Consider the following 13008-nt stretch of genomic DNA (forward strand, 5'->3'; position numbering starts at 1 on the left):
GCTGGCCAGCCGCGCCTTGGCCAGCACGACATAATCGGCCGAGACGCGGGCGGCGTTGCGCAGCGCCGCCTCGCCATTCTCCCGGAACAGGAAGCGCTCGGTGCGCAGGCGATGGTCGTCCTTGCTCAGCACGGCTTCGAAGGCGCCGAGCACGATCTTTTCCAGCGACTGCCCGAACGGGTCCTTGCGCCAGCTCTGGCGGATGAGGGCGGTCGCCTCTTCGGCTTTGCCTTCCTCCTTGAGTGCGAGCGCCAGCGCGATCCGTCCGGCCGGAGAGACCGGCTGCTGGCCATGAAAGAAGGCGCGCACGATGGCGGGGTCCTTCTTCTCCGCGATCAGCGCCTCCTCGGCGCGGCGTCGAAAACGGGTCGTGGCCGGATAGTTGGGGTGCTCGCGCAGGAAGGCGTCGATCCGCAGGAACGGCACGGCGCCGGCATTGGCGTGGATCGCCACCCATTCGAGCAGCGAGCGCGCCGAGCGGTCGTCGATGCGCGCCGCGAGCTCGTCGCCCTCGATCAGCGCGCCGCGGCGATAGGCGGCGACGACGGCTTTCACCGCTTCCGCGCTGACCGCGCTGTCGCCCCGCAGGGCATTGGCAGGGAAGGGCGGCAGCGCGCTCGTGGTCTCGACATCGCCGAGCATGGCGAGCTTGCGCTGGCTCGCAAGCATGCCGTCGTCGCCCGCCAGCGTCGACGAGGCGGACAGCATGGCGGGCAGCAGCAGGCCGATCAGTCTCCTCACGGCGGCAGGCGAGGCCATGGCGGAACTCCAGGCTCGTATGGTCATCAGGGGATGGTCGGGTAAGCGGGTTTATGAACCTTTAACTATCAGGCCACGCATTTTCATGGCTTGCCGGCTTTGCCTTGGCGGAACGACGGTTTATGTGTGGCGGCCCCGTCACTCGCTTTTCGTCCCAGGATCGTCCCATGACCAAGCACATTGCCTTTACCGGCTCGATGCCCGCTCTGGTCACGCCGTTCAAATCCGGCAAGGTCGACGAGGCGGCGCTGCGCGCATTGGTCGAATGGCAGATCGAGAACGGCTCCACCGGGCTCGTGCCCGTCGGCACCACCGGCGAGAGCCCGACGCTGTCCCATGACGAGCACAAGCGTGTCGTCGAGATCGTCATCGACCAGAACAAGGGCCGCGTCCCGGTGATTGCCGGCGCCGGCTCGAACAACACGATCGAGGCGGTCGATCTCGCGGTTCACGCCGAGAAGGCCGGCGCCGATGCCGTGCTCGTGGTCACGCCCTATTACAACAAGCCGACCCAGGAGGGCATGTACCAGCACTTCAAGGCGGTGAACGATGCGATCGGCATTCCGATCATCATCTACAACATCCCGCCGCGCTCTGTGGTGGACATGTCGGTCGAGACGATGACGCGGCTCTACGAGCTGAAGAACATCGCCGGCGTGAAGGATGCCACCGCGAACCTCGCCCGCGTCTCGCAGCAGCGCCACGCCATGGGGCCGGATTTCATCCAGCTCTCCGGCGAGGACATGACCGCACTCGCCTATATGGCGGCCGGCGGCCATGGCTGCATCTCGGTCGTCGCCAATGTCGCGCCGCGCCTCTGCGCCGACCTGATGGAAGCCGTCCAGAAGGGCGACTATGCCGGCGCGCTGAAGGTGCAGGACCGGCTGGTGCCGCTCCATGACGCGATCTTCAAGGAGCCCGGCCTCGCCGGCGCCAAGCACGGTCTCGCGCTGCTGGGCCGCATCGAGGAGGAGGTTCGCCTGCCCTTGATGCCGGTGACCCCGGCGACGGGAAAGGTCATTCGTGAGGCCATGGTTTTCGCCGGGCTGTTGAATGCTTAAGTAGGATGGATGGCCGCGCCGGACAGGGCAAGGCCATCCGCCCGCCCCGCCGGGGTGGGCGGAAGAATGACAAGACCAGTGGCTTCAAAGGCTTGGGCGCCGATTCCGAATCGGATTCTCAAGCTGTGGCAGCGCCGGTCGAGCAGCATGGATTCAGCGGAACGGCATGAAGAAACCCGATCCGGAGCGCTATCGTCTCGCGGCGGATAACCGCAAGGCGCGCTTCAATTACGAGATCAATGAAACCGTGGAGGCGGGCATCGCCTTGCAGGGGACCGAGATCAAGTCGCTGCGCGGCGGCAAGGCGACGATCGGAGAGAGCTATGCCGGCCCGATGGGGACGGAGCTCTTTCTGTTCAACGCCCATATTCCGGAATATCTCGAGGCCAACCGCTTCAATCACGAGGTTCGCCGGCCGCGTAAGCTTCTGCTTCACAGGCGGGAGATCAACAAGCTGATGGGCGCAGTCCAGCGCGAGGGCATGGCCCTGATCCCGCTCAAGGTCTACTTCAACGACCGGGGTCGGGCAAAGGTCGAGCTCGGCCTCGGCAAGGGCAAGAAGCTGCACGACAAGCGCGAGACCGAGAAAGAGCGCGACTGGAACCGCGACAAGCAGCGTTTACTGAAGAGCGGCGGGTAAAATTCAGCCGTCATGCTCGGGCTTGACCCGAGCATCTCGGAAACCATTGTCCTCTCGCCATGAGATTCTCGGGTCTGCGCTTCGCTTCGCCCGAGAATGACGGCTTCTGTTACCCCTCCGCCGGTTCGTCGCCCTGGCGGATGCCGTAGCGGCGCTCCAGCGACGGGTTTCCGGGCGTGCCCGGCGCTCCCGCCGCGCCGCCGCGGCTGGCGCGCTCCGCCGGGTCGCGGCCGATCTTCTGCATGAGCTGGGCGAGATCGACGAACTCGTCGCATTGCCGGCGCAACTCGTCCGAGACCATCGGCGGATTGGTCGAGATCGTCGAGACGACCGAGACCTTGACGCCCTTGCGCTGCACGGCCTCCACCAGCGGCCGGAAATCGCCGTCGCCGGAGAAAAGGTAGATCTGGTCGAGATGCGGCGCGAGCTCCAGCATCTCGATCGCCAGCTCGATATCCATGTTGCCCTTGACGCGACGCCGGCCGGTGGCGTCCGTGAACTCCTTCGCCGCCTTGGTGATGACGCGGTAGCCGTTATAGTCGAGCCAGTCGACCAGCGGCCGGATCGAGGAATACTCCTCGCTTTCCACCAATGTGGTGAAATAGAAGGCGCGGATCAGGTTGCCGCGCCCCTGGAACTCGCGCAGCAGGCGCCGGTAATCCATGTCGAAGCCGAGCTGCTTCGAAGTGGCGTAGAGATTGGCGCCATCGATGAACAGCGCGATGCGCGGTGCGGCGCTCATGGCAATCACTCCTGCTTAAATGTCTTTAGGCGTCAAAATGGCGACAAAACGCGTTCGAACAATGTCGTTTCACGACTGAAATTTGACAAGTTACAAGGGTGTAACGTGGCATCCTGACGCAGCGTACGATGCCTCTCGTCAGGGACGCAGCCGCGCCGGATTGCCGACCGCGGTGCCCCCGGGCGGCACGTCACGCGTGACCACGCTGCCGGCGCCGATGATGGCGTCGTCGCCGATCGTGACGCCGGGCAGGATGATCGCGCCGCCGCCGATCCAGACATTGCGGCCGATCGAGACCGGGCGCCCGAATTCCAGCATCTGCCGGCGCTCGGCGGGATCGCGCGGGTGGTCGGCGGTCAGGATCTGCACGCCGGGGCCGATCTGCGTGCCGTCGCCGATCGTGACCGCCACGACATCGAGGATGATGCAGTTGAAGTTCAGGAAGACGCCGTCGCCCAGGCTGATGTTGTAGCCGTAGTCGCAATGGAAGGGCGGGCGGATGACGACGTCTTGCCCGACATGACTGAGCGCTTCGCGCAGCAGCGGCAGTCGCGCTTCCGGCGTGGCTACCGTCGCGTTGAAGCGCTCCATCCAGGCGCTGATGCGGCGGTTGTCGGCGATGAGCTCGGGGCTGTCGGCGCGGTAGAGCTCGCCGGCCAGCATCTTGTCCTTCTCGCTGCGCATCACGTTTGCTGCGCCGCTCAGGCTTTGCCCTTGGGGAATTCCAGCCCCATCTCGCGGTAACGCTCCGGATCGTCGCTCCAGTTCTCGCGCACCTTTACGAACAGGAAGAGATGGACCTTGGCTTCGGCCGCTTCGGCGATCTCGATGCGTGCCTTCTGGCCGATTGCCTTGATCGTCTGGCCGCCTTCGCCAAGCACGATCTTCCGCTGGCCCTCGCGCTCGACATAGATCGTCTGCTCGATGCGCACGGAGCCGTCCGGCTTCTGCTGCCAGCTCTCGGTCTCGACGGTCGAGCGATAGGGCAGCTCGTCATGCAGCCGCTCGAACATCTTCTCGCGGGTGATCTCGGCGGCGAGGAAGCGCAAGGGCGCATCCGAGATCTGGTCTTCCGGATAGAGCCAGGGACCGGGCGGCAGGCGGTTCTCCAGCCAGCTCAGGATGTCCTTGACGCCATAGCCTGTCAGCGCCGCGACCATGAAGGTCGTCTCGAAGTGGCCGCGCTCGTTCACCTTGGCGGTGATCTCGAGCAGCTTCTCCTTCGGCACGGTGTCGATCTTGTTGAGAATCAGGAATTTCGGCTGCTTCAGCTCGGCGAGCTTCTCGAACAGCGCCGTGTTCTCCTCATGGTCGAAGCGCGCGACGTCGACGAGCACGCCGATCAGGTCGGCATCGGTGGCGCCGCCCCAGGCGCTCGTCACCATCGCCCGGTCGAGCCGGCGCTTGGGCGCGAAGATGCCGGGCGTGTCGACGAAGATGATCTGCGCCGTGCCGGAGAGCGCGATGCCGCGCACCTGCGTGCGCGTCGTCTGCACCTTGCGCGAGACGATCGAGATCTTGGCGCCGACGAGCTGGTTCAGCAGCGTCGACTTGCCGGCATTCGGCGCGCCGATCAGCGCGACGAAGCCGCAGCGCGTGGCTTGATCGGTTTCAGACATTCTCATTTTCCAGGTTGTCGTTCCACAAGCCCTCGCGCTTGAGGAACGTTTCGGCCGCGGCCTGCTCGGCCAGCCGCTTGGAGGGGCCGCGCGCCTCGGCGTCGGCAAGCCCGGTGATCTTGGCGGCGACGACGAAGACCGGCGCGTGGTCGGGGCCGGAACGGCCCCGCTCGCTATAGGTCGGCGTCGGATAGCCCTTGCCTTGCGCCCATTCCTGCAGCGCGGTCTTGGCGTCGCGCAAGGGGCGGACCGGCTTCAACATGCGTTCGCCGAAGGCGCGCTCGACCAGCGCTCGCGCAGCTTCATAGCCGCCGTCGATGAAGACGGCGCCGATGATCGCCTCGCAGGCATCGGCCAGGATCGCCTTGTTCTTGCGGGCGCCGCCCAGGATCTCGCCTTCGCCGAGCCGCATGAACTGGCCGAGATTCCAGCCCAGGGCCACCTCGGCGCAGGTTTCCTTGCGCACGAGATCGGCCAGCCGGCGCGAGAGATTGCCTTCCTCCGACTGCGGGAATTGCCGGAACAGCAGCTCGGCCACCGAGAGGCCGAGCACACGGTCGCCCAGGAATTCGAGGCGCTGGTAGCTGGCGAGGCGCGAGTCCTCGGCGCTCATATGGGTCAGCGCGGTCGCGAGCAGGCTCGGGTCCGCGAAGCGGTGCCCGAGCGCGGCTTCGAGCCGCGCGGTGTCAGGGGCCTTGCGCCCGCCGTCGCCCGCCTTGCTCACTTGATGGTGCTGAACAGACGGTTCCAGCGAACCGTGGAGGGCCATTCCCAGATCTTCCAGGCGGAAGCCCCGTCCTCGATCGAGAAGAAGATGATCTCGGCTCGCCCGACGAAGTTCTCGAAGGGCACATAGCCGACGCTGCGGTCGCGCGAGTCCAGCGAGTTGTCGCGATTGTCGCCCATCATGAAGAAATGGCCGGCCGGCACGATGAAGACCTGCGTATTGTCGAAGGTGCCGGTATCGCCTTCGCGCTCGATGATCTGGTGGCTGACGCCGTTGGGCAGCGTCTCGCGATACTGGATCACCGGGACGCTGCGGCCCCAATTGTCGGTGGTCACGTAATCGGCGATGCGCTCGCGCTTCACCGGCTGGTTGTTGATGTGCAGGATGCCGTCGATCATCTGGATGCGGTCGCCCGGCAGGCCGATGACGCGCTTGATATAGTCGGTCGAATTGTCGCTCGGCAGCTTGAACACGGCGATGTCGCCGCGCTTCGGCTCGGACGCCCAGACCCTTCCTGAGAACAGCGGCGGGCTGAACGGGATCGAGTGCTTGGAATAGCCGTAGGTGTATTTCGACACGAACAGATAGTCGCCGATCAGCAGCGTCGGTATCAGCGATCCCGAGGGGATGTTGAAGGGCTGGAACAGCAGGGTACGGATGACCAGCGCGATGAGCAGCGCCTGGACGACGACCTTGATCGTCTCGAAGACGCCGCCTTCATCCTTGGCCGCCTTGCTTTTGCTGTCGACGTCGTTGGCCACGCGGGCGCTCCTGAGACTGCGATCCAGCGCGCGGTCTAGCCGACTATCGCGCCCGCGACAACGCGCAAGAGCGGTAAGGGGGAAGGGCGCCAATCGACTGGCGAGACTATCACGAATACAGTCGAGAGCGAGAAAACGGCGGGATCAGGGCAGTTTTCGTGCCACGGGCAGATTGACTGCCCGCGTTTTCATCAACAGCATCACAGGTGCGCGACACTTGGGGGAATCATTCATGAGCACGAAGAAGCTGGTCGCCGAAGCCATCGGCACATTCTGGTTGACCTTTGCGGGTTGCGGCAGCGCGGTCATCGCCGCGGGATTTCCGAATGTCGGTATCGGGTTGCTCGGCGTTTCGCTGGCGTTCGGCCTCACGGTCGTGACGATGGCCTATGCCATCGGCCACATCTCAGGCTGTCATCTCAACCCGGCGGTGACGGTCGGCCTCGCGGCCGGCGGGCGCTTCCCGGCGGGTCAGGTCGTCCCGTATATCGTTGCGCAGGTGATCGGCGCCGTCGTGGCGGCCGGTGTGCTCTATCTCATCGCGCGCGGCGCGCCGGGCTTCGATCTTGCCGGCGGCTTCGCCTCGAACGGCTATGCCGAGCATTCGCCCGGCAAGTATAACCTCGTCTCGGCTTTCCTAATGGAAGTCGTGATGACCATGATGTTCCTCTTCATCATCATGGGCTCGACCCATGGCAAGGCGCCGGCCGGCTTTGCGCCGCTCGCGATCGGCCTCGGCCTCTGCCTGATCCACCTCGTCAGCATTCCCGTGACGAACACCTCGGTGAACCCGGCCCGCAGCACCGGCCCGGCGCTCTTCGTCGGCGGCTGGGCCATCCAGCAGCTCTGGCTGTTCTGGGTGGCTCCGTTGATCGGCGGCGTGCTCGGCGGCGTGATCTATCGCTGGCTGAGCGACGAGCCGACCGGTGAGGTCACCGGCCGCTGATCGGCCGGGCGGCTCGCCGAGAGCCTCGAAAAGCCGCCGCCGTTCCGGCGCATCGCCAAGGCGGTGCCCCGGATCGGCGGCGGTTTCCGTTTGAAGAAGAGGGGCCTCAGCCGACCGGCCGCGCCTCGATCACCACGAAGGCCTGCGCCAGGGGCGGGTCGTCCGTCAGCGAGACATGGACGAAAGCCTCGAAGCCGGCTGGGGTCATGGCCTTCAGCCGCGCGGCCGCTCCGCCGGTCAATCGCATCGTCGGACGGCCGCCCGGCAGGTTCACGACTTCCATGTCGCGCCAGAACACGCCATGGCTCATGCCGGTGCCCAGCGCCTTCGAGCAGGCCTCCTTGGCGGCGAAGCGGCGGGCATAGGACGCGGCGCGTGTGGCCCGGCGATCCGATTTCGTCCGCTCGCCTTCGGTGAAGATACGATGCGTGAAGCGCTCGCCGAAGCGATCGAGCGAACGCTCGATCCGGCGGATGTCGCAGAGGTCGGAGCCGATGCCGAGGATCATGCCCGCGATGTAGCGCGCTTTGCGCCGGATCGGAACCGTCTTCGGACAGGGAAAGGGCGGTAGTTGGCCGCTCAGCCCTCGCTCCGGCCCTCGTCCATGGCCTGCCGCATCCGGCGGATCGCTTCCTCGAGGCCGATGAAGATGGCCTCGCCGACCAGGAAATGGCCGATATTGAATTCGACGAAGGCCGACACGCGGGCGAGCGTGCGCGCCGTATCGTAGTCGAGCCCATGCCCGGCATGGACCTCAAGGCCAAGCTTTGCCCCCAGCGCCGCGCCGTTCGCGAGCCGCCGGAATTCCGCTTCCGCCTTGGCGCTCTCGCCGTCGATGACGGCGTGGCACCAGCTGCCGGTATGCAGTTCGATGACCGGTGCGCCGAGCTTGGCGGACATCGCGATCGGCGCTTCGTCCGGCTCGATGAACAGCGAGACGCGGCAGCCTGCCGCTTTCAGGCGGGCGATCGCGGGCTTGAGATGGCTTTCCTGGCCGACGACGTCGAGCCCGCCCTCGGTGGTGCGCTCCTCGCGCTTCTCCGGCACGAGGCAGGCCGCATGCGGCTTGAGCCGCTCGGCCAGCGCGATCATCTCCTCGGTCGCGCCCATCTCGAAATTGAGCGGCTTGGTCAGTTCCGCGGCGAGGCGCTCTATGTCGCTGTCGCGGATATGGCGCCGGTCCTCGCGTAGGTGGGCGGTGATGCCGTCGGCGCCGGCGGCGATGGCGAGATGCGCCGCCCGGACCGGATCGGGCAGGGGGCCGCCGCGCGCGTTTCGCACCGTGGCGACATGGTCGATATTGACGCCCAGACGCAAGCCTTTGGCCATGATGCAAAACCCCTTGTTTCTTTCAGTCCTGCTTAGACGAAAGCGGCATGTGGGCTCAATGCAGGGATTGTGATGCCGGGCTCACGAATTCTGATCGGTGCCGCCGCGGGCCCAACCCTTGCGAATTGTTGAAGAGGAATGGCGGCTCGCCGTGAAGGTAATCGTAACCGAAGCTCCGTAACGTCGACCGACGACATCACAGAGTTTCACCCGGCCGATGCAACTGCCACTGAAGACCGCGGCCTTCCAGACCGATGTCCTCCCGGACAGGCGTGAGATGAACCAGCCGCCGGAGCGGGCGCTCGGCCGGGTCATCGCCTGCGACGGCTCGCGGGCCACGATTCTCAGCGCGGTTTCGACCGGGAGCTGGCTCGCCGGCGACGCCTGGGCCATTGGCCGGATGGTCTCGATCAATCTGGGTTCGAGCCGTATCGTCGCGCTGGTCTACAAGCTGCACGCGGTCGAGCCGGCCTGGAGCGAGGCGGAGGAGAACCCGATCCGGGTCGAGGTCGAGCTCCTCGGCGAGGTCCTGGAAAGCGCCGATGGGCGCACCCGTTTCCAGAGCGGCATCAGCACCTTTCCGCCGATCGGCGCGATCGCCCATCGCATCCGGGCAGGCGATCTCGCACTCGTCCATGATCTCGGCGACCGCGGCGGCGTCGAGATCGGCCATGTGACGCAGGATGCCAGCATCCCGGCCACCGTCAGCATCCAGGACATGCTCTCGCGCCATTTCGCCCTGGTCGGGACCACCGGCGTCGGCAAGTCGAGCGCGGTCGCGCTGCTGCTGCGTCGCGCGGTCTCGGTGCGCCCGCGGCTGCGCGTGCTCATCCTCGATCCGCATAACGAATATTCCAGCGCCTTTCCCGATCTCGCCCTGACCATCGATGGCGAGAGCCTCGATCTGCCCTTCTGGATGTTCAGGCAGGAGGAGTTCGCGGAGGTCGTGTTCCGCGGCCGCGCGCCTCTCGACGACGAGCCGGATATCCTGCGCGAGGTCGTCCTGGCGGCGCGGGCGCGCTATCGCATGCCCAGCAGCGGCCAGGACATGGCGCGCGATCTCGGCTCCAGCCTGTTGAAGCGCCCGCTCGATCTCGGCGCCCCGCGCCAGCCGGCCGAGGCGCCGCAAGGCGGCGTCGTCGACGCGGCGACACCCTATCGCCTCAAGGATGCCTTCGCGGTCATCGACGAGATGATCGGCCTGCACGAGCAGCGCTGGCCTCGCGCCGCCCTGCGCTCGCTCAAGGTGCGGCTCGAATCGCTGCATGCCGATCCGCGTTACCGCTTCATGTTCGGTCGCGCCAACATGTATGAGACGGTGGCCCCGATCCTGGCGCAGGTCTTCCGGATTCCGATGCACGGCCGGCCGATTACGGCCTTCCAGCTCGGCGGCCTGCCGGGCGAGGTCGTGAATGCCGTGGCCTCGGTGCTGTCGCGCCTCGCCTTCGACCTCGCGGCCGCGAGCCAGGGAGCCTGCGAGATCCTGGTGCTCTGCGAGGAGGCGCATCGCTACGTTCCTTCCGACACTTCGCTCGGCTTCGCGCCGACGCGGCAGGCGCTCGCCCGCATCGCTAAGGAGGGCCGCAAATACGGCGCCTATCTCGGCATCGTGACGCAGAGGCCGGGCGAACTCGACCCGACCATTCTCTCGCAATGCTCGACGGTCTTCGCGATGCGCCTGGCCAACGAGCGCGACCAGCAGATCATCCGCTCGGCCATCTCCGACGCCTCCGCCAGCACGATCAACTTCCTGTCCTCGATCGGCAATCGCGAGGCGATCGCCTTCGGCGAGGGTGTCGCCACGACGATGCGGATGCGTTTCGCCGAGCTTAAGCCGCATGAACTGCCGGCGATGGGCGCCCGCGGCGGCGAGGCTGCGGTCCGGCTGGAGCCCACGCTGGACGACATGGTGCGCCGCATGCGCGCCTGATGCGCGGGTGCGAATTTCTTGCATCGCGGTGGCTTTGCCTGTAAGGCCGTGCTCAATCCATTCCCTTCATCGCTGAGATCGGAAGAAGCCGGCCATGGCTCGCGTTACCGTTGAAGACTGCATCGACAAGGTCGAGAACCGCTTCGAGCTGGTGCTGCTCGCCAGCCACCGCGCGCGGATGATCCAGTCGGGCTCGTCGATCCTCGTCGCCCGCGACAACGACAAGAACCCTGTCGTCGCGCTGCGCGAGATTGCTGACGAGAAGCTCAAGCCCGAGGATCTCAAGGAAGACCTGATCCACTCGCTGCAGAAGCATGTCGAGGTCGACGAGCCGGAGCAGGAGACCGTTCCGCTACTCGCCAGCCCCACCAGCGCCGCGACCCCGGACAGCGAAGTCCAGTTCGACCGCATGAGCGAAGAAGACCTGCTGCGCGGCCTCGACGGCCTCGTGCCGCCGACCGAGAGCGCCGACGACGAGGATTGATCCTCAGCGGATAAAACGGCGCCGTCGATCAAATGTGAATCGATTGTTCACCGTTTCCCAGTAAAGCCCGGCACTGCCGGGCTTTTTTCATGGCCCTTCCGGAAAACGCCTTGCTGCCGCCGATGCCTGTGCAAATAATAATGTGTTGCAATGATCGCAGGATGAGGTTGGGGCCCGTATGGGCATGATGCGGCAATATGAGCTCGTTGACCGGGTCAGGAGCTATAATCCGAACACCGACGAGGACCTGCTCAACCGGGCCTATGTCTATGCCATGCGCGCGCATGGCACGCAGAAGCGCGCTTCCGGCGATCCCTTCTTCGCGCATCCGCTCGAAGTCGCGGCGATCCTGACCGATCTCAAGCTCGACGACGCCACCATCGTCGCGGCTGTCCTGCACGACACGGTCGAGGACACGGCCGCGACGCTCGAAGAGATCGAGACCATGTTCGGGCCGGACATCCGCCGGCTGGTCGACGGCCTCACCAAGATCAAGAAGCTCGACCTCGTCTCGAAGAAGGCGGCGCAGGGCGAGAATTTCCGCAAGCTGCTGCTCGCCATCGCCGACGATATCCGCGTCCTGCTGGTCAAACTCGCCGACCGCCTGCACAACATGCGCACGCTCCATTTCGTCCCGCCCGAGAAGCGCCTGCGCATCGCCGAGGAGACGATCGAGATCTACGCCCCGCTCGCAGGCCGCATGGGCATGCAGGAGCTGCGCGAGGAGCTGGAGGAGCTCTCCTTCCGCCATATCAAGCCCGAGGCCCATGCCACCGTCACCAAGCGGCTGGAGGAGGTGACCGAACGCGAGGGCAAGGTCATCGGCGAGATCGAACAGGACCTGAAAGGCAAGCTCGCCGCCAGCGGCATCCAGGCCGAGGTCTTCGGGCGGCGCAAGCGCCCCTATTCGATCTGGAAGAAGATGGAGCGGAAATCCGTCTCCTTCGAGCAGCTTTCCGACATCTTCGGCTTCCGCGTCATCGTCGACAGGCCGGAGGATTGCTACCGCGTGCTCGGCATCGTCCACATGACCTGGCCGATGGTGCCGGGCCGCTACAAGGATTACATCTCGACTCCGAAGCAGAACGACTATCGGTCGATTCATACGACCGTCGTCGGCCCCGGCCATAGCCGCGTCGAATTGCAGATCCGCACCGACAACATGGACCGCATCGCCGAATACGGCATCGCCGCCCACGCCCATTACAAGGACGGCCGCGCCGGCGAACCGATGGGCCTCGCCGATGAGAGCCGCGCCTATCAATGGTTGCGCCGCACCGTCGACCTGCTGGCCGAGGGCGACAGCCCCGAGGAATTCCTCGAGCACACCAAGCTCGAGCTCTTCCACGACCAGGTCTTCTGCTTCACCCCCAAGGGACGGCTCATCGCCCTGCCGCGCGGCGCCACGCCGATCGATTTCGCCTATGCGGTCCATACCGATGTCGGCAACAGCGCCGTTGGCGCCAAGATCAACGGCCGCATCGCGCCGCTGCTGACCGAATTGCAGAATGGCGACGAGGTCGAGATCACCCGCGCCGACGGGCAGGCCCCGCCGGCCGCCTGGGAATCCCTCGTCGTCACCGGCAAGGCCCGCGCCGCCATTCGCCGCGCTACCCGCGCGGCCGTGCGCCGCCAATATGCCGGCCTCGGCCGCCAGATCCTCGAACGGGCTTTCTCCCGCGCCGAGCGCGCCTTCTCCGACGACAAGCTCAAGGCGGCGCTGAAGCGCCTCGCGCGCAACACGGTTGACGACGTGCTCGCGGCCGTCGGGCGCGGCGAGATGTATTCCGGCGACGTGGTCAAGGCGGTCTATCCCGACCTCGAACCCGAGAAGCGCGGCTCCTCCGACGGCAAGCCGGGGGCGGCCGCCAACGGCAAGGGCTGGTTCGAACTGCGCAAGGGCGAAAACCTCAAGTTCAAGCTGCCGGGCGAGGAGCCGGACACTGCGATCCCGATCCGCGGCCTCGGCGGCGACCTGCCGGTGCGCTTCGCGCCGCATGGCGGAGCCGT

The 13008-nt window shown here is 65.9% G+C and carries 13 protein-coding genes and 1 pseudogene; 6 read left to right on the plus strand and 8 right to left on the minus strand.

Annotation, left to right across the window (positions count from 1 at the left end):
- A pseudogene (locus tag JHD80_RS24535) lies at window positions 1–759 on the minus strand (lytic transglycosylase domain-containing protein); the annotation flags it as partial.
- 167 nt (window positions 760–926) lie between these two features.
- Between JHD80_RS24535 and dapA the strand changes: the two are divergent.
- On the plus strand, window positions 927–1820 hold the full coding sequence (dapA, locus tag JHD80_RS24540) for a 4-hydroxy-tetrahydrodipicolinate synthase (RefSeq protein ID WP_199092747.1): 894 nt from the start codon (window positions 927–929) through the stop codon (window positions 1818–1820).
- 166 nt (window positions 1821–1986) lie between these two features.
- A complete protein-coding gene (gene smpB, locus JHD80_RS24545; RefSeq protein WP_199092749.1) occupies window positions 1987–2460 on the plus strand; it encodes an SsrA-binding protein SmpB in 474 nt (157 codons plus the stop codon).
- Window positions 2461–2569: 109 nt separating this feature from the next.
- Here the strand turns inward: smpB and JHD80_RS24550 are convergent, their stop codons facing one another.
- The 5 genes from JHD80_RS24550 to lepB form a co-directional block, all read right to left on the minus strand.
- Window positions 2570–3202, minus strand: a complete 633-nt coding sequence (locus tag JHD80_RS24550) for a LabA-like NYN domain-containing protein (protein ID WP_199092751.1) — start codon at window positions 3200–3202, stop codon at window positions 2570–2572.
- A gap of 138 nt (window positions 3203–3340) precedes the next feature.
- Complete coding sequence (locus tag JHD80_RS24555; RefSeq protein WP_199092753.1) at window positions 3341–3886, minus strand: sugar O-acetyltransferase; 546 nt, start codon at window positions 3884–3886, stop codon at window positions 3341–3343.
- Window positions 3887–3903: 17 nt separating this feature from the next.
- The gene (era, locus tag JHD80_RS24560; protein WP_199092755.1) at window positions 3904–4821 is read right to left on the minus strand and encodes a GTPase Era; all 918 of its coding nucleotides are present in this window, start codon (window positions 4819–4821) and stop codon (window positions 3904–3906) included.
- Window positions 4814–5545, minus strand: a complete 732-nt coding sequence (gene rnc, locus JHD80_RS24565; RefSeq protein WP_349237345.1) for a ribonuclease III — start codon at window positions 5543–5545, stop codon at window positions 4814–4816. The genes era and rnc overlap by 8 nt, the downstream gene beginning before the upstream one ends.
- Window positions 5542–6309 carry a signal peptidase I gene (gene lepB, locus JHD80_RS24570; RefSeq protein WP_199092759.1) on the minus strand — a complete coding sequence of 256 codons (768 nt, stop codon included), beginning with the start codon at window positions 6307–6309 and terminating at the stop codon, window positions 5542–5544. The genes rnc and lepB overlap by 4 nt, the downstream gene beginning before the upstream one ends.
- 232 nt (window positions 6310–6541) lie before the next feature.
- Here lepB and aqpZ point away from each other — a divergent pair, with 232 nt between their 5' ends.
- Window positions 6542–7255 (plus strand): aquaporin Z, encoded by a 714-nt coding sequence (gene aqpZ, locus JHD80_RS24575; protein WP_199092761.1) that lies wholly within the window; start codon window positions 6542–6544, stop codon window positions 7253–7255.
- Window positions 7256–7361: 106 nt separating this feature from the next.
- On the opposite strand, the gene acpS is transcribed toward aqpZ, so the two are convergent.
- Both acpS and JHD80_RS24585 read right to left on the minus strand, forming a co-directional pair.
- Window positions 7362–7763 carry a holo-ACP synthase gene (gene acpS, locus JHD80_RS24580; RefSeq protein ID WP_199092763.1) on the minus strand — a complete coding sequence of 134 codons (402 nt, stop codon included), beginning with the start codon at window positions 7761–7763 and terminating at the stop codon, window positions 7362–7364.
- A 71-nt stretch (window positions 7764–7834) separates the two neighbouring features.
- Complete coding sequence (locus JHD80_RS24585; protein WP_199092765.1) at window positions 7835–8584, minus strand: pyridoxine 5'-phosphate synthase; 750 nt, start codon at window positions 8582–8584, stop codon at window positions 7835–7837.
- A gap of 277 nt (window positions 8585–8861) precedes the next feature.
- Here JHD80_RS24585 and JHD80_RS24590 point away from each other — a divergent pair, with 277 nt between their 5' ends.
- The 3 genes from JHD80_RS24590 to JHD80_RS24600 form a co-directional block, all read left to right on the plus strand.
- Window positions 8862–10514: an ATP-binding protein gene (locus JHD80_RS24590; protein WP_199092767.1), complete on the plus strand. Its 1653-nt coding sequence runs from the start codon at window positions 8862–8864 to the stop codon at window positions 10512–10514.
- Window positions 10515–10608: 94 nt separating this feature from the next.
- A complete protein-coding gene (gene rpoZ / locus JHD80_RS24595) occupies window positions 10609–10998 on the plus strand; it encodes a DNA-directed RNA polymerase subunit omega (protein ID WP_199092769.1) in 390 nt (129 codons plus the stop codon).
- A gap of 184 nt (window positions 10999–11182) precedes the next feature.
- A partial coding sequence (locus tag JHD80_RS24600; RefSeq protein WP_199092771.1) for a RelA/SpoT family protein occupies window positions 11183–13008 on the plus strand: 1826 nt, incomplete at its 3' end.

The sequence above is a fragment of the Allobosea sp. ASV33 genome (assembly GCF_016428755.1).
Taxonomy (GTDB): Bacteria; Pseudomonadota; Alphaproteobacteria; order Rhizobiales; family Beijerinckiaceae; genus Allobosea.